Origin of the sequence: Tenggerimyces flavus, assembly GCF_016907715.1 — a bacterium.
Classification (GTDB): domain Bacteria; phylum Actinomycetota; class Actinomycetes; order Propionibacteriales; family Actinopolymorphaceae; genus Tenggerimyces; species Tenggerimyces flavus.
The window spans coordinates 1,953,372-1,974,854 of sequence record NZ_JAFBCM010000001.1; the positions used below are offsets into that span (position 1 = coordinate 1,953,372).

The 21,483-nt window shown below is 68.8% G+C and carries 16 protein-coding genes; 10 read left to right on the forward strand and 6 right to left on the reverse strand.

Features of this window, described 5'->3' with window-relative positions:
- Positions 1–45: 45 nt before the first annotated feature.
- The 3 genes from JOD67_RS09035 to JOD67_RS09045 all read right to left on the reverse strand — a co-directional run bounded on the left by JOD67_RS09035 (position 46) and on the right by JOD67_RS09045 (position 3,938).
- Positions 46–1,782, reverse strand: a complete 1,737-nt coding sequence (locus tag JOD67_RS09035; protein WP_205116977.1) for an IlvD/Edd family dehydratase — start codon at positions 1,780–1,782, stop codon at positions 46–48.
- 97 nt (positions 1,783–1,879) lie between these two features.
- Complete coding sequence (locus JOD67_RS09040) at positions 1,880–2,758, reverse strand: S1 family peptidase (RefSeq protein ID WP_205116978.1); 879 nt, start codon at positions 2,756–2,758, stop codon at positions 1,880–1,882.
- Positions 2,759–2,915: 157 nt separating this feature from the next.
- Positions 2,916–3,938 carry a LacI family DNA-binding transcriptional regulator gene (locus JOD67_RS09045; protein WP_239553778.1) on the reverse strand — a complete coding sequence of 341 codons (1,023 nt, stop codon included), beginning with the start codon at positions 3,936–3,938 and terminating at the stop codon, positions 2,916–2,918.
- 351 nt (positions 3,939–4,289) lie between these two features.
- On the opposite strand from JOD67_RS09045, the gene JOD67_RS09050 reads away from it, so the two are divergent.
- The 5 genes from JOD67_RS09050 to JOD67_RS09070 all read left to right on the forward strand — a co-directional run bounded on the left by JOD67_RS09050 (position 4,290) and on the right by JOD67_RS09070 (position 11,901).
- A complete protein-coding gene (locus JOD67_RS09050) occupies positions 4,290–6,152 on the forward strand; it encodes a glycoside hydrolase family 127 protein (protein WP_205116980.1) in 1,863 nt (620 codons plus the stop codon).
- Positions 6,153–6,162: 10 nt separating this feature from the next.
- On the forward strand, positions 6,163–7,533 hold the full coding sequence (locus JOD67_RS09055) for an ABC transporter substrate-binding protein (protein ID WP_205116981.1): 1,371 nt from the start codon (positions 6,163–6,165) through the stop codon (positions 7,531–7,533).
- A gap of 23 nt (positions 7,534–7,556) precedes the next feature.
- Positions 7,557–8,465, forward strand: a complete 909-nt coding sequence (locus JOD67_RS09060; protein WP_205116982.1) for a carbohydrate ABC transporter permease — start codon at positions 7,557–7,559, stop codon at positions 8,463–8,465.
- The gene (locus JOD67_RS09065; RefSeq protein ID WP_205116983.1) at positions 8,462–9,376 is read left to right on the forward strand and encodes a carbohydrate ABC transporter permease; all 915 of its coding nucleotides are present in this window, start codon (positions 8,462–8,464) and stop codon (positions 9,374–9,376) included. Before JOD67_RS09060 ends, JOD67_RS09065 begins: the two co-directional genes overlap by 4 nt.
- 77 nt (positions 9,377–9,453) lie before the next feature.
- Entirely contained in the window at positions 9,454–11,901 is a 2,448-nt protein-coding gene (locus tag JOD67_RS09070) for a beta-L-arabinofuranosidase domain-containing protein (RefSeq protein WP_239553779.1), read from the forward strand.
- Between the two features lie 96 nt (positions 11,902–11,997).
- Here the strand turns inward: JOD67_RS09070 and JOD67_RS09075 are convergent, their stop codons facing one another.
- The 3 genes from JOD67_RS09075 to JOD67_RS09085 are packed head-to-tail and all read right to left on the reverse strand — an operon-like array spanning position 11,998 to position 14,983.
- The gene (locus JOD67_RS09075; RefSeq protein ID WP_205116985.1) at positions 11,998–12,618 is read right to left on the reverse strand and encodes an NUDIX domain-containing protein; all 621 of its coding nucleotides are present in this window, start codon (positions 12,616–12,618) and stop codon (positions 11,998–12,000) included.
- 2 nt (positions 12,619–12,620) lie between these two features.
- Entirely contained in the window at positions 12,621–14,087 is a 1,467-nt protein-coding gene (locus JOD67_RS09080) for an aldehyde dehydrogenase (NADP(+)) (protein WP_205116986.1), read from the reverse strand.
- Positions 14,084–14,983: a fumarylacetoacetate hydrolase family protein gene (locus tag JOD67_RS09085; RefSeq protein ID WP_205116987.1), complete on the reverse strand. Its 900-nt coding sequence runs from the start codon at positions 14,981–14,983 to the stop codon at positions 14,084–14,086. Before JOD67_RS09085 ends, JOD67_RS09080 begins: the two co-directional genes overlap by 4 nt.
- 163 nt (positions 14,984–15,146) lie before the next feature.
- Between JOD67_RS09085 and JOD67_RS09090 the strand changes: the two genes are divergently transcribed.
- The 5 genes from JOD67_RS09090 to JOD67_RS09110 all read left to right on the forward strand — a co-directional run bounded on the left by JOD67_RS09090 (position 15,147) and on the right by JOD67_RS09110 (position 21,380).
- Entirely contained in the window at positions 15,147–17,717 is a 2,571-nt protein-coding gene (locus JOD67_RS09090; protein ID WP_205116988.1) for an FtsX-like permease family protein, read from the forward strand.
- Between the two features lie 91 nt (positions 17,718–17,808).
- Positions 17,809–18,843 carry a LacI family DNA-binding transcriptional regulator gene (locus tag JOD67_RS09095; RefSeq protein ID WP_205116989.1) on the forward strand — a complete coding sequence of 345 codons (1,035 nt, stop codon included), beginning with the start codon at positions 17,809–17,811 and terminating at the stop codon, positions 18,841–18,843.
- Entirely contained in the window at positions 18,843–19,664 is an 822-nt protein-coding gene (locus tag JOD67_RS09100) for a sugar phosphate isomerase/epimerase family protein (RefSeq protein ID WP_205116990.1), read from the forward strand. The genes JOD67_RS09095 and JOD67_RS09100 overlap by 1 nt, the downstream gene beginning before the upstream one ends.
- Positions 19,661–20,368 (forward strand): SDR family oxidoreductase, encoded by a 708-nt coding sequence (locus tag JOD67_RS09105; RefSeq protein WP_205116991.1) that lies wholly within the window; start codon positions 19,661–19,663, stop codon positions 20,366–20,368. Before JOD67_RS09100 ends, JOD67_RS09105 begins: the two co-directional genes overlap by 4 nt.
- Before the next feature lie 16 nt (positions 20,369–20,384).
- The gene (locus tag JOD67_RS09110) at positions 20,385–21,380 is read left to right on the forward strand and encodes a hydroxyacid dehydrogenase (protein WP_205116992.1); all 996 of its coding nucleotides are present in this window, start codon (positions 20,385–20,387) and stop codon (positions 21,378–21,380) included.
- The last annotated feature ends 103 nt before the right edge of the window (positions 21,381–21,483 follow it).

The following is a 21,483-nucleotide window of genomic DNA, read 5'->3' on the forward strand; positions in this document are numbered from 1 at the left end:
GCGAGCCTCCCGTCACCGGCATCAGGACGGGAGTCAGGCTAATCCTTAGTGCGACTCGCGGGGAACCTTGTGGCCACGACTGCCCTGCAGGAAGTCGAAGTCCGCGCCCTGCGGAGCCTGCAGCACGTGCTCGACGTACAGCCAGGCATAGCCGCTGGTGTACTCCGGGTCCTTCGGCTTCCAGGCGGCCCGGCGACGCTCGATCTCCTCGTCGCTCACGTTCATCATGATGCTCCGCGCGGCCACATCGAGCGTCACCGTGTCGCCCGTACGGACCAAGGCCAGCGGACCGCCGAGCGCCGCTTCGGGGGCGACGTGCAGCACGACGGTGCCGTATCCGGTGCCGCTCATCCGGCCGTCGCAGATGCGGACCATGTCGGTGACGCCGGCCTTCAACAGCTTGGTGGGGATGGGCACGTTCGACACCTCGGGCATGCCGGGGTAGCCCTTCGGCCCTGCGTACCGGATCACCAGCACATCGGAGGGATCGACGTCCATGTCGGGGTCGTCGCAGACCGCGTGGTACTCCTCCGGCGAGTCGAACACCAGCGCGCGACCGGTGTGCTGCAGCAGCTCCGGCGTCGCGGCGGACTGCTTGATCACGGCGCCGTTCGGCGCCAGATTCCCATGCAGGATTGCCGTTCCGGTGCCCGCGTCCTGGTACGGCTCGGTGAACGTACGGATCACCTCACTGTTCCAGCACTCCGCGTCGGCGACGTTCGCTCCGATGCTCTGGCCGGTCACGGTGATCTGCTCGGTGTGGAGGAAGCCGGCGTCGGCGAGCTCCTTGTGCACGACGGGAAGCCCACCGGCGTAGCAGAAGTCCTCCATCAGGAACCGGCCGGACGGCATCAGGTCGACGAGCGTCGGGATGGGCCGCGCGAGCTCGTCGAAGTCGTTCAGCTCGAGCTCGACGCCAAGCCGGCCTGCGATCGCGAGCAGGTGGATGATCGCGTTCGTGCTGCCGCCGATCGCGGCGTTCGTACGGATCGCGTTCTCGAACGCCGCGCGCGTCATGATCTGGCTCGGACGGAGATCCTCGTTGACCAGCTCGACGATGCGCTTGCCGGCTCGTTCCGCGGTCTCGTACCGACGCGCGTCCACGGCCGGCCAGGTCGCGCTGCCCGGCAGCTGCATGCCGAGCGCCTCGGCCATGCAAGCCATGGTTGACGCGGTGCCCATCGTCATGCAGTGGCCGTTCGACCGGGACATGCAACCCTCGGCGTACGTGAGGTCCGCCTCGGTCATCACGCCGGTCTTGAGGTCCTCCTCGAACTTCCACACGTGCGTGCCGGAGCCGACGTCCTGGCCCTTGTACTTGCCGTTCAGCATCGGCCCGCCGGTGACCATGATCGCCGGGATGTCGACGGACGCGGCGCCCATCAGCAGGCCGGGCGTGGTCTTGTCGCAGCCGCTGAGGAGAACGACGCCGTCGAGCGGGTTGGAGCGGATGAGCTCCTCGGACTCCATCGCCAGCAGGTTGCGGTAGAACATCGCGGTCGGACGCATCAGCGTCTCGCCGGTCGCCAGCGCCGGGAACTCGAGCGGGAACGCGCCCATCTGCCACACGCCACGCTTGACGGCCTCGGCGACCCGGTGCAGGTGGGCGTTGCAGGGAGCGAGCTCCGACCAGGTGGTCGCGATGCCGATCACCGGCCGCCCGTCGAACACGTCGGGGCCGAACCCCTGGTTACGCATCCACGACCGGTGCGCCATCCCCGATCGTCCAGTGGCGCCGAACCACGCGTGGCTACGACGAGGAGTCAGGTTCTTCACAGCCATGCCGCTCAGCATAGACATCAGACGAATCCCCGCGCGCCGCTGTCAGGTTGTGGCCGGGCGGTGGTGCCGGGCCGCCCGGCCACAACCTTCGACAGATCTAGTAAACGGTGACCCCGTACGCCTGCGCGGCCTCGGTGACCGGCTGGAAGAACGTCGTCCCGCCGGAGCTGCAGTTTCCACTGCCGCCCGAGGTCAGTCCGATCGCCTTGTTGCCGTCGTACAGCGGACCGCCGGAGTCGCCGGGCTCGGCGCAGACCGTGGTCTGGATCAGCCCGCCGACGATGTCGCCGCCGCCGTAGTTGACCGTGGCGTTGAGGCCGGTGACCGTACCGCTGTGGGTGCCGGTGGTCGAGCCGGTACGGGTGACGTTCTCACCGACGAACGCGTCCGCCGCGACGTAGCCGCCGGGGTGGTCGAGCGCGGGGTTGTCGTAGCGCACGAGCGCGTAGTCGTCGCCGGGGAAGCTGTAGTCGACCGTGGGGCCGATCACAGTGGTCTCGCCCGGGTCGGCGTACCAGGTGCTCACGACCTCGCCGCAGTGTCCGGCGGTGAGGAAGTAGTACGTGCTGCCCTGCTGGACGTTGAAGCCGAGCGAGCATCGATATCCGTTGCCGTGGATGGCGTCCCCGGCCGCGAGCAACGGCTTGAACTCGCCCTTCGTACGCTTGATGGTGAGCTTGTCCGCATCGTCGCCGGCACTGCGCTTGACCTCGGCGATCTCCTCCGCAGTGACCGTACTGTCGGCGGTGACGACGACCTTGCCGGACTTCGCGTCGTTGAACCAGGCGATGCCTTCGACGTCGGACTTGCCGACCGCGGCGTTCACCGAGGTGAGCGTCGATGCGGCGTCTTCTGCCGGTGGCGCCGCGTGGGCTGCCCCGGCCACGCTGGACGCGGCGACCACGCCGACAGCGACGACCAGGAAGCGTGCGGTCTTGGTGATCCGGTGCCGGAATGAGGCTTGGATGTCCCTCACTGGCTCCTCCAAGGGAGTGGGTTGACCCTGACGTTGACCCTGACTCCCCCCTCGATCCGGTCTAGGCGACCCGTCGGTAACTTCTCAAGGATCCGACCACATGCGGCCAGGTACCGAGGTCGAGGTTTATCCCAGTGGGGCCTGGTCTTTCGCCAGGTCACGCGGGTCCGGTGGACTCCCGGAGGACCAGACGGCATGGCAACGTGTGCAGTCCGTGTGTGAGCTGTCCCTCTATGGCGTCGAGCAGGTGGCGGCCGGCGACCTGTCCCAGTTCGTACAGGTTCATGTCGACCGTCGTCAGTGGTGGTCGGCAGCCCTCGGCCATCGGTGCCCAGTTGTCGAATCCGATCAGCGCCACGTCGTCGGGGATCCTTCTGCCCCGTTCTCTCAGCGTCTCCGCGACGCCGCGGGCGATCTGGTCGCTGCCGCAGAAGATCGCGTCGACGTCCGGCGCGGAACGGAGCAGGATGTCCGCGCCCTGGCGGCCCCACTGCTCGGTCCACTCGCCGAACAGGACCGAGCCGCCCGCGAACTCCAGCCCCTTGGCGGTCAGCACCTTCGAGGCGCCGTCGGCCCGTTGGCGCGCGGCTAGGAAGCTGTCCGGTCCGGTGATGTGGCCGATGGACGTACGTCCGGTCGCCAGCAGATGCTGAACGGCGAGCTCCCCGCCGCCCGCGTCGTCGGGGATCACCGACACGTCGTTCGGGTCGGCGGACTGGAGCATCGCGTACACGACGGGCACCGGCAGGTCGTGCCCGATGCTCGGCCGCGGCTCGATCCGGCGGCCGGTCACGATGATGCCGTCGACCCTTCGGGCCAGCAGCCGTTGCAGGTGGTGCCGTTCGCGGATCGGGTCGTCGCGCGTGTCGGCCATGAACACAGACACCTGGCCGGCGGACAGCGCGTCCTCGGCTCCGAGCAGCACCGGTATCGAGAACCGGCCGAAACTATCGCTCGTGATCAGGCCGACGGTGAACGTCCGGCCGGCGAGCAGGCCGCGCGCCAGGTCGTTCGGCCGGAAGCCCAGCTCCTGCGCGGCTGCCGCCACGCGCGCGCGGGTCGCGGCCTTCAGCTGGCCGCGACCGTTCAACGCCTTGGACGCCGTTCCCACCGAGACGCCGGCCTTGGCCGCGACGTCCCGGATCGTGGCGACGCGCCCGTCCGCGTACGAATCCGACAACGCTTTTCCTCCTCGGAAACCACCGTCCGATCCGGCCCAGCCTAGGCCGTGTCGGGCAAAGATCGCCTGACGCGCGACACCCCACATCCCGTCTGGCCGCGGTGCACCTCGTCACCCATACAACCAGTATGAGTTCCTCCTGCACCACGCCCATACGGGCGCGGGGCGCCGCGCGACCCCTTCCTTCGGAAGGCCGGCGCTATTTGCCCGACACGGCCTGCCCCGCCCGCCAACGGCGCGGCCCGTTTCCGATCTCGGTCGCGGCCCTTGACGGTGGTGCCGTAGCGCTCCTAACGTGCCAGAAGGAAAACCTATTCCGAAAGTTTCCGAGCCCGCCGAGGGAGCTCGACGATGACGACGGAAGCCCAGGTCAGCGGACCAGCCGTGCCCACGAGCGAAGCCAAAGCCGCGCTCCGGCCGGTCGGGGTCCGAGACGTTCTTCTCACGGCCGGACCGCTGGCGCAGTGGCAGCGGCTGAACGAGCAGACCAGCATCCCGCTCGGGCTGAAGCAGCTCGAGGCCGCCGGCAACCTGCACAACCTCCGCCTCGCCGCCGGGACCGCCCAGGGCGAGTTCCGCGGGCCGCGGTTCATGGACTCCGACGTCTACAAGCAGGTCGAGGCCGTGGCCTGGGCGCTTGCCGTGAACGCCGACGACGACCTCACCGCGTTCGTCGACGAGGTCGGCTCTCTCCTGGAGAAAGCCCAACGGGACAATGGCTATCTCAACTCCTACTACCAGGTGGTCAAGCCGGACGAGGTGTACGACCACCTCGAGTACAGCCACGAGATGTACTGCGCCGGGCACCTCATCCAGGCCGCGGTCGCGGCCGCCCGCGTCGGTGCCGGCGCCAAGCTGCTCGAGGTCGCTCGTCGGTTCGCCGACCACCTCGTCGACGAGTTCCTCACCCGGGACAACCCCGGCATCGACGGCCATCCCGAGATCGAGACCGCGCTGGTCGAGCTGTACCGCCTCACCGGCCACCAGCCGTACCTTTCCCTTGCCAGCAAGCTGATCGACGACCGCGGCAAGGGCGCGATCGTCAGCAGCGGCATGGGTGCGCACTACCTGCAGGACCACCTGCCCGTACGCGACGCGGACACCGCGATCGGGCACGCCGTCCGCCAGCTCTATCTCGACGCCGGTGTCGTCGACGTCTACCTCGAGAACGGCGACGAGTCCCTGCTGGAGTGCTCGGTTCGGCGCTGGGAGGACATGGTCGCGCGGAAGACCTACCTCACCGGCGCGCTGGGATCGCGGCACTCGCACGAGGCGTTCGGCGACCGGTACGAGCTGCCGCCGGACCGTGCGTACGCGGAGACGTGTGCCGCGATCGCCAGCATCCACTGGAGTTGGCGGCTGCTGCTCGCGACCGGCGAGGCTCGGTACGCCGACCTGATCGAACGCACGCTGTACAACGCGTTCGCCGGTTCGACCTCGGCGGACGGCGAGCGGTTCTTCTACGTCAACCCGCTGCAGCGTCGCGCCGATCACCTGGAGGGCGACGACCCTGGCCGCCGCAATCCCTGGTTCTCCTGTGCGTGCTGCCCGCCGAACATCATGCGGCTGGTCGCGACGTTCGGCCACTACGTCGCGACGACCTCCGATGCCGGCGTCCAGCTGCACCAGTTCGTTCCCGGCACCGTCCAGGCCGGCGCCGCCAAGTTCAGCGTCGAGACCGACTACCCGTGGAACGGGACGGTCCGCATCCGGATCGACGAGACGCCCGACGACGAGTGGACGCTCGCCGTGCGCATCCCGCAGTGGGACAGCGCGAACGACGCCGGGACGTACCGTACGTTCACCCGCGCCTGGAAGCCCGGCGACGAGATCACCGTCGAGCTCGACCTCGCGCCGCGTCTCGTCCATCCGCACCGCCGGATCGACGCCGTTCGTGGCTCGGTGGCGATGGAACGTGGTCCGCTCGTCTACTGCTTCGAGCAGGTCGACCAGTCCGCCGATGTCGAGGACCTCGTTCTCGCGCCGGACGCCGAGCTGCGCGTCAGGGACGCCGAAGATCTCGCTGGTGTTGGCCGAACGGTCCTCATCGAAGCGAACGCAGGCAAGCTCCAGCACGAGGACAGTGCTTGGCCGTACTCCACGTCGCGCAACGACGGCTTGACAGCTGAGCCCGTCACCGCGACTGCGATCCCGTACTTCCAGTGGGACAACCGCGACGGGCGCGCCATGAGGGTGTGGCTGCCGCTCGCGTGAGGAGGTCGTCATGGTGAACCGACGTGACCTGCTCCGGCTGGGCGGCCTCGCCGCCCTCGGCGCCACCGCCGCGCCGCTGCTGTCCGCCTGCTCGGGTGGCGGTGGTGGGTCTGGTGGTGGCACCGAGCTGCAGTTCATGTACTGGGGTTCGACGTTCGAGCAGAAGGCCATCAACGCCATGCTCGACAAGTTCGAGGAGGCGAACGAGGGCAGCACGGTCCGGCCGCTGTACACGCCGGAGGAGTACGACACGAAGATGAACACGCTGGTCGCGAGCAACCGCCCGCCGGACGTGGCGTACATGGGCTCGGCGATCGGGTATCGCCTTGCCGATCAGGGGAAACTCGTTAACCTGTTCGACCACTTCGACAAGTACCCGGGGCTCGCGGAGCGCCTGCCCGGCACGTACTTCTGGTACGGCAAGGACAAGACGTTCGGCACGCAGACCGCCAACGAGGTCATGCTGCTCTGGTACAACAAGAAGTCGCTCGACGACGCAGGCGTGGAGCATCCGCCGGCTTCGGCGGACAAGGCGTGGACGTGGGACCAGCTGGTCGAGAACGCGCACAAGCTGACCGTCGACCAGAAGGGCAAGCACCCCGACGAGTCGGGCTTCGATCCCAAGCAGATCAAGCAGTTCGGCGTCAGCGTCAACATCGAGTTCCCCGGCATGTGGTACGGGCTGCTGCGCAGCAACGGGGTCGACGTCGTCGACGAGGCCGGGAAGAAGTGCCTGCTGGACACGCCCGAGGCGATCGAGGTCTTCCAGAACCTGCAGGACCTGATCTACAAGTACCACGTCGCGCCCACGCCCGCCCAGACTGGCGGCGACAGCGCGCCGCCGTCGAACGTGCAGCTGCAGACGCGCAGGATCGCGATGGTGTTCGACGGACAGTGGATCCTGCTCGACATGTCGCAGAGCGACCTCGACTACGGCATCGGCGTGCTGCCGACGTACGACGAGCCGATGACCGCCTCGATGGGCGGGGCGTCGGTGATCTTCTCCGACAGCAAGTTCCCGGAGGAGGCCGTCGAGCTGTTCATGTTCCACAACGACCCCGCTCACGTCGACCTGTACTCGAACGGGCTCTGGATGCCGTTGGAGCGCAAGTACTACACCGAGCCGGAGTTCATCGCGAAGTGGGCGGAGAACGACGTCCATCCACCGGAGTTCAAGACCGCGGTGATCGACTACACGGTCGACAACTCCGCGGCGGTGTTCAGCCAGCGGTTGAAGAACATGGACAAGATCGACACGATCCTCACCCCCGCGCTGCAACAGATCCAGACCGGCAAGCGCCCGGCGGCCGACGTGCTGAAGGAGCTGACACCGAAGATCGACAAGCTCCTGCTGGGCTGGAACCCGACGCAGGAGCTGTGACGATCGGCGAGAGGAGCGCGCCCATGGTGACCCGCCAACGGCTGTCTGGCCAGACCAGGCTGGAGCGCAGGTGGGGCATTCTCATGGCGCTGCCCGCGATCCTCGGCTTCGTCATCTTCACGATCGGGCCGATGCTGGCGTCGTTCTTCTTCAGTCTGACCGAGTGGACGATCGGTGCCAGCCCGAAGTTCGTGGGCGCCGACAACTACGAACGGCTGGTTGGCGACGAGCTGTTCTGGAAGTCCCTCAGCGTCACGACGTACTACACGCTCGGCTCCGTTCCGCTGATCCTCATCGTCGGGTTCTTCCTTGCCCTGTTGCTGAACCAGCGCGTCCGCGGACTCTCGTTCTGGCGCACGATCTACTACGTGCCGACCCTCGTCCCCGCAATCGCGAACGCGATTCTCTGGCTCTGGATCTTCAACCCGGACTTCGGCCTGCTCAACTCGGCCCTCCGCCAGGGCGGCCTCCCCACCTCGCAGTGGATCTACAGCGAGACAGCCGTCATCCCGTCGCTCGTCATCATGAGCACCTGGGGCTTCGGTAACGCGATGGTGATCTTCCTCGCCGGCCTGCAGGGCGTCCCGAGACACCTGTACGAGGCGGTCTCGATCGACGGCGGCGGCACCTGGGCGCGGTTCCGGTTCGTCACGCTGCCGATGATGACGCCGACGATCTTCTACAACCTCGTGGTCGGCGTGATCGGCACGTTCCAGGTCTTCAACCAGGCTTACGTGATGACGCAGGGCGGCCCGAACAACGCCAGCCTGTTCTACATCTTCTACCTCTACCGCACCGCCTTCACCGAGAGCGAGATGGGCTACGCGAGCGCGCTGGCGTGGGTGCTGTTCATGGTGATCATGGTGGTCACGTTCCTGCTGTTCCAGAACGCCAGACGTTGGGTCTACTACGAGATGGCGGGCGCCCGATGAGCGCGCAGACCGCGACCACGCCACGCGGCGGAAGAGTCGCACCGACCGCCGGTCTCGGCAACCCGAGGAACGCGCAGCGCAAGCGAGCCGGTCGGATCCTGCTCTACGCGGCGCTGGTTGTCGGCGCGATCCCGACCGTCGTCCCGTTCGTGTGGTTGATCCGCAGCGCGCTGATGACCGACAACCAGATCTTCATCGCGCCACCGGAGTGGATCCCCAGCCCGTTCGCCTGGACGAACTTTCCCGAGGCCCTCACCGCCCAGCCGTTCCTGGCGTACTTCATCAACACGATGGTGATCGAGGTCGTCGTCGTGCTGGGTACGGTCCTCACCTGCTCGATCGCCGCGTTCAGCTTCGCCAGACTGCGCTGGCGCGGCCGCAACCTGGTGTTCGGGATCCTGCTGACGAGCGTGATGCTGCCGTACGCGGTGACGCTGATCCCGACGTTCGTCATGTGGCGCGAGCTCGGCGCGCTCAACACGATCGCCCCGCTCACCGTTCCCGCGTGGTTCGCCGGGGCTGGCGGCGGGGTGTTCAACGTGTTCCTGCTGCGACAGTTCTTCCTCACGATCCCGTTCGAGCTCGACGAGGCCGCGTACATCGACGGCGCGTCGCCGTGGAAGGTGTTCTGGACGATCGTGCTGCCGCTGTCGAGGCCGGCCCTGATCGTCGTCACGATCTTCACCTTCATCGGCGTGTGGAACGACTTCCTCGGCCCGCTGCTCTACCTGAACGACGAGAGCAAGTACACGCTCGCGCTCGGACTGGCGTCGTTCCAGAGCGTCTACACCGCGCAATGGGGCTACTTGATGGCGGCGTCGGCGGCGGTGATCGCGCCGATCATCGCGCTGTTCTTCTTCCTGCAGCGCTACTTCATCGAAGGAGTCACGCTGACCGGCATCAAGAACTGACGCGCAGACACGGGGGAGCCATGGAACGTAGGGCATTCTTGGGCAGTGGGATCGCTGCCATAGCAGGAGGAATCGTCTTGTCGCAGACTCGGCCGGCGCTCGGCACCAGCTCCACGGACGCGCCCAGTCGCGCACCACTCGCGCCGGTTGCGCTCGGCGCCGGCTCCACGTACGTGCCCCACCGCGCACCGCTGGCGCCGGCGGCGTTCGCCAAGCTGCCGCCGGGCAGCATCAAGCCGCGCGGCTGGCTCCGTCAGCAACTCGAGCTCCAGCTGGAGGGGCTGAACGGGCGGCTGCCGGACCTCTCTGACTACCTGGTCTACGAGACGAACGGCTGGGTCGACTCGGACAAGGCGGCTTGGGAGGAACTGCCGTACTGGCTGCGAGGCTTCGGCAACCTCGGGTATGCGACCGGCGACGAACGCGTGTTGGCGCTGACCCGCAAGTGGGTCGAGGGAATCCTCGCGACGCTGGCGCCCGATGGCTTCTTCGGCCCCTCGCGGCTGCGGACGTCGCTCGAGGGCGGACCGGACTTCTGGCCGCACATGCCGTTGCTGAACGTGCTGCGCTCGTTCGCCGAATACCACGACGACGACCGCATCGTCGCGTTCCTCACGAGCTACTTCCGCTTCCAGAACGCCCAGCCCGCCGAGGTGTTCGGGCGCAGCTGGGGCTCGTTCCGCTGCGGCGACAACCTCGACAGCATTTTCTGGCTCTACAACCGGACCGGCGACGCGTGGCTGCTCGACCTGGCCCGGAAGGTCCACGAGGGCTCGGCCGACTACGTCAGCGGGATCCCGAACTGGCACAACGTCAACCTGGCGCAGGGATTCCGCGAGCCCTTGCAGTACGGCGTTCTCGCGTCGGATCCCGCGCTGCGTGCGGCGACGTACCGCAACTACGACACGATCATGCGGCAGTACGGGCAGTTCCCGGGCGGCGGCTTCGCTGGTGACGAGAACTCGCGGCCGGGGTACGACGATCCGCGGCAGGGCTTCGAGACGTGCGGGATCGTCGAGTTCATGCACTCGTTCGAGCTGCTGACTCGCCTCACCGGCGATCCGGTGTGGGCGGATCGGTGTGAGGAGCTCGCGTTCAACTCGCTGCCGGCGTCGCTCGATCCGGACGGGAAGCTGATCCACTACGTCACCTGCGCGAACTGCGTGCAGCTGGACGACGCGTTGAAGACGCGCGGTCAGTTCGAGAACTATTTCCCCTTGCTGGCTTACCTTCCGGGCATCCACAACGAGCCGGTGGCGTACCGGTGCTGCCCGCACAACTACGGGATGGGCTGGCCGTACTTCGCCGAGGAGCTGTGGCTGTCGACGCCGGACGGCGGGCTGTGCGCGTCGATGTACGCGGCGTCGGAGGTGTCGGCTGTCGTTGCCGACGGGGTGTCGGTGCGGGTCGTGGCGGACACTGACTACCCGTTCCTGGAGACCGTCGACCTCGTGATCACGCCGTCGCGGGAGGTGGAGTTCCCACTGTGGTTGAGGATTCCGGGGTGGTGCTCCGAGGCATCGGTGCGCGTCAATGGCGCTGAGGTGTCGGTCGATGCTGCCGCGGGGTCGTACGCACGCGTTGTGCGGACGTGGGCGCCCGGCGACCGGGTGAGCCTGCGGCTGCCGATGAGTACGTCGGTGCGGACGTGGGCCGCGCAGGGCGACGCGGTGTCGGTGGATCGCGGGCCGCTGACGTACTCGCTGGCGATCGCTGAGCGGTGGGAGTCGTACGCGGGCACCGAGCCGACGCCGGGGCTGCAGGTGTTTCCGGAGTCGCCGTGGAACTACGGGCTCGCGCTGGCTTCTGGTCCGGAGGCTGGGCGTGGTGTGCGGGTGCGGCAGCGTCGGCGGTCGACCGAGGGCGTCAACCCGTTCACACCGGCGGGAACGCCTGTGGAACTGTCCGTGCGGGCGCGGCTTCTCCCTGGCTGGCAGGCGGATCCGGAGGGCGTCGTTCGACCGCTGCAGCAGTCGCCGGCGTTGTCGACCGAGCCGGAGACCGAGGTGAGGCTGATCCCGATGGGCGCGGCGCGGCTGCGGATCACGACGTTCCCGCGACTGGGCCCCGATGGGGTCGAGTGGCGGGTGCCCGACCTCGCGACGGCGTCACACTGCTGGCGCGGCGACTCGGTGGACGCGTTGAACGACGGGGTGGAGCCGTCGTCGTCGAACGACCACACGATCCCGCGGCTGACCTGGTGGGACCACGTCGGAACGGCCGAGTGGGTGCAGTACTCCTTCGCCACGCCACGTTCGGTGTCCGGCGTGTCCGTCTACTGGTTCGACGACACCGGCCTCGGCGCGTGCCGAGTCCCAGCCAGCTGGCGCGTGCTCTCCTTGGCGGACGACTCGTGGGTGTCAGTGACGGGCGCTTCGGCGTACGGCGTGGACAGGGACCGCTACAACGAGGTGACCTTCGACCAGGTGACAACGTCGGGGTTGCGCCTCGAGGTCCAGCTCCAACCCAACGTCTCCGGCGGCATCCTCGAATGGAAGCTCGACCCGCCGCCCCTGGGCCAATGATCATGTAAACATGATCATTTGGCCGCTCTACGTGGGGTAGACGCCGTGTGAAGTTCCCATTCGCCGTGTAAACCTGATCATCGGCGGGCAGGCCGGTCAGCTGGTGAGGGCCGAGTGGTACGTGTCGAGCCAGTCCTGCTGTCCGGCGACGAGCACCGTGGGCTTGGGGTGGAGGGGTTCCCAGCGGAGGTGGAACTCGAAGATGCCGTTCTCCAGCTGCTTCCACTCCTCGGGCGACGGCTTCGTCGTCCGGAAGTGGTAGAACGCGCGTTCCTGCTTGCTGGCAAGTGCAGATGAGGGCACCCAGCCTTCGAAGCGCGCGTACTCCAGGCCGTCCTCGACGTCGATATCCCTTTCGGCGTAGACGATCCGCGTGAAGCCGTCGGCCTGGGCGACGACGTCGACGACCGAGTTCGTGAGCGGCCACGACGTTTCCGGGCCGGCTGGTGCCGTGCGGAGGTACTCCTTGCGGACCAGGGCGGCCCGGCCTTCGGGGAAGTCGATCGACTGGACGCCGAGCGAGCGAACGAGCTCGAGGCCATCGAGGCCCGTCTCCTCGGCGGCCTCGCGGATCGCCGCAGCCTCGAAGGGTTCGCCGGGCTCGACCGTGCCCGCCGGTACCTGGACGCCCGAGCCGGCGTGCCAGAACACCAGTAGCTCGCGACCGAGCCCGTCGCCGCGGGTGACGAACGACGTGACCTTCCGTTGCACCGACACCGCTACGGCAGCGTCAACTGGCCGTTGACGCGGCGCACGATGCCGAGAAGGTTCTCGTCGCGCAACGCCTCGGGCAGCAGCTCCTGCGGCATGCTCTGGTACGACACCGGCCGCAGGAAGCGGCGGATGGCGGACGTCCCGACCGACGTGTGGATCGACGCCGTCGTCGCCGGCCAGGGACCGCCGTGCTGCATCGCGTACGTCACCGACACGCCCGTCGGCCAGCCGTTGAACAACAGCCGGCCAGCACGATCGCGCAGCACCGCGAGCAACGCGTGCAGCGAGTCCGCCTCCTCCGGCTCCGCGTGGATCGTCGCGGTGAGGTTGCCACCGAACGCCTTCGCCGCCTCTTCGAGCTCGGACACACTCGCGTACTCGACGAGGATCGACGTCGGGCCGAAGCACTCCTCGAGTAACGTGTCCGCGTTTGCCAGCAGGTTCGTCAACGACGTCTTGACAAGCGTCGGTCCGACCGAAAGCCCATCCTGGACGGAAGCTTCCACGACCGCCGACACCCCGGCGACAGCGGTCAGCTTGTCGAGCACCTCGTCATACCCGGACCGGATGCGCGGGTTCAGCAGCGGCGCCGGCTCCAACGCCGCGACCGTGCTCACGATCAGCTCGTCGAGCCCGTGCCCGGCGGGAACGAACAGCAGGCCAGGCTTCGTGCAGAACTGCCCAACCCCCAACGTGTACGAGCCGATGTACCCGGTCGCGATCTCCTCACCGCGTGCCTTCACCGCACCCGGCGTGACGAAGACCGGGTTGAGGCTGCCCAGCTCGCCATAGAACGGGATCGGCTCGGGCCGCGACGACGCGAGGTCGAACAGCGCGCGCCCGCCCGGGATGGACCCGGTGAACGAGCCCGCCTTCACCCGCGGGTCGAGCAGCGCGGTCTTGCCGTTCTCCGTGCCGACGACCACGTCGAGCGTTCCCACCGGCGCACCGGCGGCGGCCAGCGCGGCCTTGGCGACCTCGCCGACGCGCTGCGACAGCCGCGGGTGACCCGAGTGCGCCTTGACGATCACCGGGCAGCCGGCCGCCAGAGCCGAAGCCGTGTCGCCGCCGCAGACCGAGAACGCGAACGGGAAGTTGCTCGCCGAGAACATCACGATCGGACCGAGCGGTACGAGGTAGCGTCGCAGGTCCGGCCGCGGTCCCATCCCCCAGTCGGGGTCGGCGTGGTCGATCGTGGCCTCGAGGTACGAGCCCTCGTTCAGCGTCTCGTCGAACAGCCGCAGCTGGAACGTCGTCCGCGTCAGCTCGCCCCGCAGCCGCTGCTCGGTGAGGTGCGACTCCTCGATCGCGAGCGGCACCAGCTCGTCGGCCGCCGCGTCGAGCGCGTCGGCGACGGCGCGCAGCAGCGCGCCACGTTCGGCCGGACGGAGGTCGCCGAGCGGCTTCGCGGCCGCCGCGGCGTTCTCCAGGATCGCGGCGAGCGCGTCGGGCGTCGTGGGTTCGGTGGTCATCGGGCGGCCTCCCGGGCGAACGGATCGGAGAGTGCGGTGACGAGCCAGGCGAGCGGGTCCTTGCCGACGGTGACGCGGTTCGTCAATGTGCCGACCTCGGCGATGGAGATCGAGACGACATCGCCGTCCCGCAAGGTGAACGACAGCTCGGGGATGATGCCCGTGCCGGTCGAGAGGATCGCGCCGTCGGGGAACGCGTCGCCGCGGAACAGGTAGTCGACGAGGTCGTCCGGCGTACGGTGCATGCGCGCGGTGCTCGTCTCCCCGCGCCACGCGGTCGCGCCGCCGCGCTCGACCTCGAGCGCGATAGCGAGGTCGAGCGGGTTGGCGACCTCCCAGGCGGGGACGATGCCGGTGGAGATCGCGGCGCTACCGGCGTAGATCTTGGCCTGCGGAAGGTAGAGCGGGTTCTCGCCCTCGATGGAGCGCGAGCTCATGTCGTTGCAGACGACGTACCCGACGATCTCCCCGGCACTGTTGGCGACCACGCCGAACTCGGGCTCGGGGACATCGAGTCCGGAGTCGGCCCGGATCGCGACCGGCTCGCCGTCGGTGACGACCCGCCAGGCGACGGCCTTGAGGAACAGCTCGGGCCGCTCGGCGTCGTAGACGCGTTCGTACACCGACTTCTCGGTGGTCTCCTCGACGCGGGCGTCCCGCGACCGCTCGTACGTCACGCCGGACGCCCACAGCTCGGTGCGACCGTCGATCGGCGGCAGCAGGAACGGGTCGGAGACCAGGTCGCCGGGCTTCTCCAGCGTGTCGCGGAGCTCGCCCAGCGACAGCCGGAGGAGTTCGGCGAGCTCCGTCACCGGGAGCTGGCGCACCCCCTCATCGGTGCGCAGACCAACCCTGACCTGGCGATCCGTGCGGTCGGCGTAGCGGACGATCTCCACGGGCGAGCCCCCTCGGGTGCGCGAGACGTCAGACGAATTCGGTCAACGGCCCCAGTCTATGGCGTGCGTGGTTGGCCGGGCCCGCTCACGGGGTGGTAGCACCCCGGACGAGTCCGGTCTCCTCACCTTCACAAAGTTCCGGGCCACGACCTAGCGTCCTGGTATGCCGGCTGTTCTCCTGCTCGCCCGGATCAGTGCCCGGGGGCGGTTGGCCGCGCTCGGCGGGTTGGCGCTGTTGGTCGCCCTCGGGCTGGGAACGGCGACGGCAGCGCTCACCGCGTCCTGGCGAACGGAGCACGCGTACGAGACGTACCTGCGCGACGCCGAGGTGAGTGAGCTGGTCGTCAACCCCAGCGTGATCACCGACCGCATCGCCAGCGCCATCCCGGCAACGCCCGGCGTCGTCGACGTGACCACCGACACGCTGCTGGCCGCGACGGTCGACACGGGAGCTCCGCGGACACCGCGAGATCTCCGCCATCCCGTTCAGGTCCGCTACTCCCCGGACGGCCGGTACGTCAGCATGGACCGGCCCGTCGTCCACGAGGGGCGGATGATCCGGGGCGGTGCCGAGGCGTTCGTCAACCTCGAGCTCGCCGAGGCCATGGACCTGCGGCTGGGCGACACCCTCCCGCTCGCGTTCTGGCCGATCAGCGACGCCGACAGCCACTCCACCAGGCCGACCGAGGTCATCGCACCGATCGGCCGGGCCGAGGTCCGGGTGGTCGGGATCGGCGTCTTTGCGAACGAGGTGCTCGCCGACGAGCTGTTCCCGCGCGGGCAGGTGCTCGTGACGCCGGAGGTCGCCGGTCCGTACGACTGCACGCCGAAGCAGCCGGCAGTCGACGATGAACGAACCTTCGACCAGTTGCGCGGGGAGTTCTGGCCGTCCGACTGTGCGGCGATGTACCGCTACTACTCGCTGCGGCTGTCGGCCGGGAACGCCGGCGTCGCCCGGGTGGGCCAGCTCCTGGAAGCCCTTGCTAGCAAGGAGAACGCACGATTGCCCGCGGCCGTCAAGGGCACCGACGCGGAGGAGTTCTACCCGAACTTCTATGTCGTGCCCGCGGTCGCGGCCGAGGAGAAGGTACGAGTCGCGCGTTCGCTGGCACCGTCGGTCACGGCCCTGCGCTTGCTCGGGATCGCGGCCGGCTGCGCCACCTTGGCGTTGGCCGTCCTCACGCTGCTGCGGATGGTACGGCGGAAGCAGCCGGCGCCCTCCGTCTGGCAGCAGCTGGGTGCCACGCGGAGCCAGCGAGCGGTCGCCCTCGGCGCGCCGCTCCTTGCCGCCGTGGCGGTCGGCGTCGCCGGGGCGGTGCTCGTGGCGTGGCTCGGTGCCGCGGTGGGGCCGGTCGCGAGCGCGCGCCTGCTCGCGCCACGCCCCGCGTTCGTGCTGGTGCCGATGGTCGTCGGTCCTCTCGTCCTGGGCTTTCTGCTCTTGCTGGGTGGAGCCGTCGCGGCGGCCGCGTACGTCGCGGCGGAGGCGACGTCGACGCCCGGGGTCGTGCGGGAGGGAGCGGCGGCCGCCGCGGCAGCCCGTACGGGCGACGTCCCGTTCGCGCTCGGGGTCCGCGCCGCCCTCGGCGGAACAGCGGCGATCGCGTTGCTCGGCGCCGCGGTCGCGGCGGTGGGTGTGGTGGTCGGTTCGGTGGTGTTCGGGACGAACCTGACGAACGTCGTCACCACACCCGCGCGGTTCGGTTGGTCGTACGACGCCGCGATGCTCGTCGGCTCGGGCTACGGTGGGGCGAACGAGCCTGTCATCGCGGAGACTCTCGACCGTCCCGAGGTCGCGGCCTGGAGCGTGGTGGGTCTCGGCTCGGCGATCGTCGACGGCGAGTCGGTCCCGTTCGTCGGCGAACGGTCCGGCTCCGGTCGGGTTCCGCTCGAGGTGGTGGAGGGACGGCGGCCATCCGGGCCGGACGAGCTCGCCCTCGGCGCCGGGACCGCCGCGCGCCTCGGCATCTCGATCGGGGACACCGTGGCGATGAACGTCGGGGAGCTGAGGCGGACCGGAACGGTGACCGGGCTCGTCGTGCTGCCACCGGTGGGACCGATCTACTCCGACCGGGCCGGGCTGGGCACGGGGATGTGGCTTCCGGCCTCGTTCATCGAGGAGATGCACGTCGAGGCCGCGCAGGCCGCTGGCGTCACTCCGGACCAGCTGCTGGCGGGAGTCGGCAGCTTCGTGGCCGTCGACCTGCGTCCCGGGGTCGACGCGTCCCGATTCCTTGCCCAGCTTGGTGATCTGCGGGCGTGGGACCTGTACGACTATGGCCCGGTCGTGCTCCACGAGCCGGTGCGTCCGGCGCAGATCGCCGACGTCGCCGCGTTGCGGTCGGCTCCGGTGCTGCTCGCTTCGCTCGTCGCCCTCGCCATGGCCGTCGCGTTGACACTCGCCGTCGGACTGGCGGTTCGGACCCGCCGTCTCGAGCTCGCGCTGCTCCGCGCGCTCGGCGCCACCGGCCCGCAGCTGCGCGCCACGCTGCGGTGGCAGTCGCTGGTGATCATCGGCACCGGATTGGTTGCCGGCGTTCCCCTCGGCATCGCGCTCGGACGCCTCACCTGGCAGGGCTTCGCTCGCGACCTCGGCATCCCGCCGCTGCCGGCGGTCTCCGTGCAGTGGACGTTGGCGATCGTCCTTGCCGCGTTGGCGATCGGCCTCGCCGCCAGTGTCGTTCCCGGCCTGTTCGCCGCCCGCGTCTCACCGTCGGCGATCCTGCGGCGCGACTGACGTTCTTGCCGCAACCGGACAGAAGCCAGTCCAGGAGGCGAGTGCAACGTTACACTTGTGCAACGTTACACAAGCGCGCCGAGGGAGAGCCGTGCAGAGGGAAGTCACCATCCGCGACGTCGCCGACGCCGCGAAGGTGTCGCCGAGTACGGTGTCGAACCTGCTCAACGGGCGCGACGGCCGGATGCGCAAGCGGACCAGGCAGCGCGTCGAACGGGCCATCGACGAGCTCGGCTACCGGCCGAGCCGGGTCGCCAGGCAGCTCAGAACCGGACGAGCCCAGCTGGTCGGGCTCGTCGTTCCGAGCGTCGCCAACCCGTTCTGGGGCGGCTTCGCCCGCGTGCTCGAGGCCGAGGCGCTGAGCCATGGCCTGCAGGTGCTGCTCTGCAACTCCGAACGCGACCCCGACCGCGAGCGCAGCTACGTCGACGAGCTCTGGGCGAGCGGCGTCCGCGCCGTCGTTCTTGCCACCAGCCTGCCGAGCCTCGACCACCTGCAGGCCGTGATGAGCAAGGGCCTCAGCCTCGTCGCGTTCGACCGCGAACGCCAACCCCGCGATCCCGAAGGCCTGCACAGCATCAGCGTCGACAACTTCGAGGGCGGCCGCATCGCCACGCAGCACCTCATCGACCTCGGCCACGAACGCATCGGCTTCCTCTCCGGCGCCATCGCCACCGTCAGCCGTAAGCGCCGCCTCGCGGGCTACCGGCAGGCGCTCGAGTCCGCCGGGCTCGCGTTCGACCCGCGCCTGGTCTGGGCCGACGAGACCGCCGGCTTCGGCGACGTCGTCAGCGCCCAGCTCGGCCACGACGGCATGGCCGCGTTGCTCGCCGGGAAGCAGCCACCGACGGCCGTCGTCACGATCAACGACATGTACGCGATGGGCGCCTGCTCCGCGCTCCGAGACGCTGGTACGCCCGCGCCGGAGGTGTCCGTCGTCGGCTTCGACGACCTGGTACTCGCGCCGCTGTTCAACCCGCCGCTGACGACCGTTCGCCAACCCCTGGAGGAGATGGCGCGCTTCGCGATGGACGTGATCCGCGGCGTCGCCACCGAACCACCACCGCAGACGATCCTCGCGCCCACGCTCATTGTTCGCGGCTCCACCACTCGACGGGAGACCTAGTGCGGAACGTGCTGTTCACGAAGCTCTTCGGGGACCGACCCATCGACGAGATCGGCCAGGTCGCGAACGACCTAGGCTTCGACGGCATCGACCTCCTGATCCGCGACGGGTTCGCGGTTGCGCCTGGCGAGGCCGCCACGCAGCTCCCGCAGGCGGTCGAGAAGCTCAAGCAGCATGGGCAATCCGTACCGATGGCGACGACCGACCTCACCGACCCTTCCGCACTCCCCGCCGAGCAAGTGCTGCAAGCCTGTGCCAACGCCGGCATCGGCGTGGTCAGGCTCGGCTACTGGAAGTACGACGGCAGCCGGCCGTACGAGCAGGTGCTCGACGAGGCTCGCAAGCACCTCGACCAGCTGACTTCCCTTGCGGAGAAGGCGAACGTGACGCTCGCGATCCAGCTGCACGGCGGCACGATCCACGCGTCCGGTGCTTCGACCCGTGTCCTGCTGGAGGGCCGCGATCCGCAACGGGTCGCCGCCTATCCCGATCCTGGCAACCAGACGGTCCAGAGCGGCCGCGAGGACTGGCGGCTCACCCTCGACCTGCTGAAGCCGTGGCTCGTGGCCGTCGGCGTCAAGAACGGCGGCTGGTTCCCTGCCAGCGTTGACGAAACCGGGCAGCGGCGCTGGGCGTCCGACTGGCTCGGACTCGCGGACGGCATGGTGCCGTGGGCGGATATCCTCGCCCACCTTGCCGGCGGCGAGTTCGACGGGCTGCTGACGTTCCACAGCCATTACGAGCTGCCGTACGGGCAGGTGCTCGACCAGACTCGTACCGACCTCCGTTTCGTCCAGCGCGTGCTGGAGGCGGCCCGATGAGCCTTGCTGGCAAGGTCGTTCTCGTCGCTGGTGCGAGCAGCGGCATGGGTCGGGCGACGGCCATCGCGGCCGCAGCCGGCGGTGCGAAGGTCGCGTTGTTCGCCCGCCGCGAGCAGGAGCTCGCGGCTCTGGCGAAGCAGCTCGACGCGACGTTCGTCGCCGGTGACGCCACCGACGCGACTCAGGCTGGACGGGCAGTGCTAGAAGCTGTTGACGCATGCGGGCGGGTCGACGTTCTCGTCAACTGTGTCGGCACGAACGTCAAGCAGCGTGCGCTCACCGACCTTTCGTCCGACGGTTGGCGCAACCTGATCTCGGTCAACTTGGACGCGGCGTACGTTCTCACCCAGGCCGCCCTGCCGACGTTCCGCCAGCAGCAGAACGGACTGCTGATCCACGTCTCGTCGGTGGCCGCCAAGCGGCCCGACCGCTCGGGCGTCGGTTACCAAGCCAGCAAGGCCGGAGTCGCCGCGCTCGCTTTCGGCACGATGGAAGAGGAGCGTGGGAACGGCGTCCGCGTCACTGTCATCTATCCCGGCCTGACCGACACCGCGCTCGTCGAGCAGCGGCCCGTTCCTCCCACGAAGGAGGAACTGGCCAAGGCGTTGCAGCCCGAGGACATCGCCGAGCTCTGCGTCGCGACGATGAGCCTGCCCGAGCGCGCGCACGTCTCGGAGATCGTCGTCCATCCCAGCCAGCTCTGAACCGGAGGACCGCTTCATGCCCGTTGTCACTGTCCTGTTGACGGAAGCGACCAAACAGCTGGTGTTCTCCGCGGAGACCGCCTCGCGGCTCGCCGGTCTCGCCGAGGTCCGGTACGCGGAGGGCCCCGCTTCGAGCTGGGATCTCGCCGCGCTGCTGGACGGTGCCGTCGCGTGTGTCACCGGGTGGGGGACGCCGCGGCTCGAGCAGGACGTGCTGGACGTGTCGCCCTCGTTGCGGCTGATCGCGCATACGGCGGGCAGCATCCGCAACCTGCTCCCGCAGGACGCCGTCGGGCGGCAGGTACGGGTCGCGCAGGCAGCGGCAGTGATCGCGGAGTCCGTTGCGGAGTTGGTGATTCTGCAGATGCTGTCGAGTCTGCGCGAGCTGCACCGGCTGGACCACGGGCTGAAGAACGGCAAGACCTGGACCGAGCTGCGGACCGCGTTCCCCGGGCGGCTGCTCGGCTCGCAGGTCGTCGGGCTGGTCGGCGCGAGTCGTACGGGACGCGCGGTGCTCGAGCTGCTCAAGCCGTTCGGCTGCGAGGTTCTCGTGACGGATCCGCTGCTGTCGGCCGCAGAGGCGGCGCGGCTGGGTGCGGAGCTGGTCGACCTCGACACGTTGTTGCTTCGCTCTGACGTGGTGTCGTTGCACGTTCCGCTGCTGCCCGAGACCGAGGGCATGATCGGCGCCCGCGAGCTTGCCTTGCTCAGGGACGGCGTGCTGTTCGTGAACAGCGCAAGGGGAAAGCTCGTCGACGGCGACGCGTTGCTCGCGGAGCTGCACAGTGGTCGGATCCGCGCGGCCCTCGACGTGTTTCCCGCCGAGCCGCTGCCGGAGGACAGCGAGTGGCGGCAGCTGGCGGAGCCGATCCTCTCCCCGCACAGCGCGGGCCACACGATCGAGAGCCACCGGATCCAGGGCGCGGAGATGGTCGGCGAGATCGAACGCCTCCTCGGCGGAGAGCCTCTGCGCTACGAGGTCTCCGCCGAGTCGGTCGCCGTCCTGGCCTAGGGATGGCTCGCCTTTGGATGAAGGGCACCTTCATCCAATAGGTTTGGATGAAGGTGCCCTTCATCCAACGTGGCGAGGTGGCTGGTGTGAGGAAGGTCTGGCT

Excerpts from the sequence above, each read along its gene's own strand:
- JOD67_RS09035 (WP_205116977.1), bottom strand. The coding sequence starts at position 1,782 with ATGGCTGTGAAGAACCTGACTCCTCGTCGTAGCCACGCGTGGTTCGGC.
- JOD67_RS09050 (WP_205116980.1), top strand. The coding sequence starts at position 4,290 with ATGACGACGGAAGCCCAGGTCAGCGGACCAGCCGTGCCCACGAGCGAA.
- JOD67_RS09055 (WP_205116981.1), top strand. The coding sequence starts at position 6,163 with ATGGTGAACCGACGTGACCTGCTCCGGCTGGGCGGCCTCGCCGCCCTC.
- JOD67_RS09060 (WP_205116982.1), top strand. The coding sequence starts at position 7,557 with ATGGTGACCCGCCAACGGCTGTCTGGCCAGACCAGGCTGGAGCGCAGG.
- JOD67_RS09065 (WP_205116983.1), top strand. The coding sequence starts at position 8,462 with ATGAGCGCGCAGACCGCGACCACGCCACGCGGCGGAAGAGTCGCACCG.
- JOD67_RS09080 (WP_205116986.1), bottom strand. The coding sequence starts at position 14,087 with ATGACCACCGAACCCACGACGCCCGACGCGCTCGCCGCGATCCTGGAG.
- JOD67_RS09090 (WP_205116988.1), top strand. The coding sequence starts at position 15,147 with ATGCCGGCTGTTCTCCTGCTCGCCCGGATCAGTGCCCGGGGGCGGTTG.
- JOD67_RS09105 (WP_205116991.1), top strand. The coding sequence starts at position 19,661 with ATGAGCCTTGCTGGCAAGGTCGTTCTCGTCGCTGGTGCGAGCAGCGGC.
- JOD67_RS09110 (WP_205116992.1), top strand. The coding sequence starts at position 20,385 with ATGCCCGTTGTCACTGTCCTGTTGACGGAAGCGACCAAACAGCTGGTG.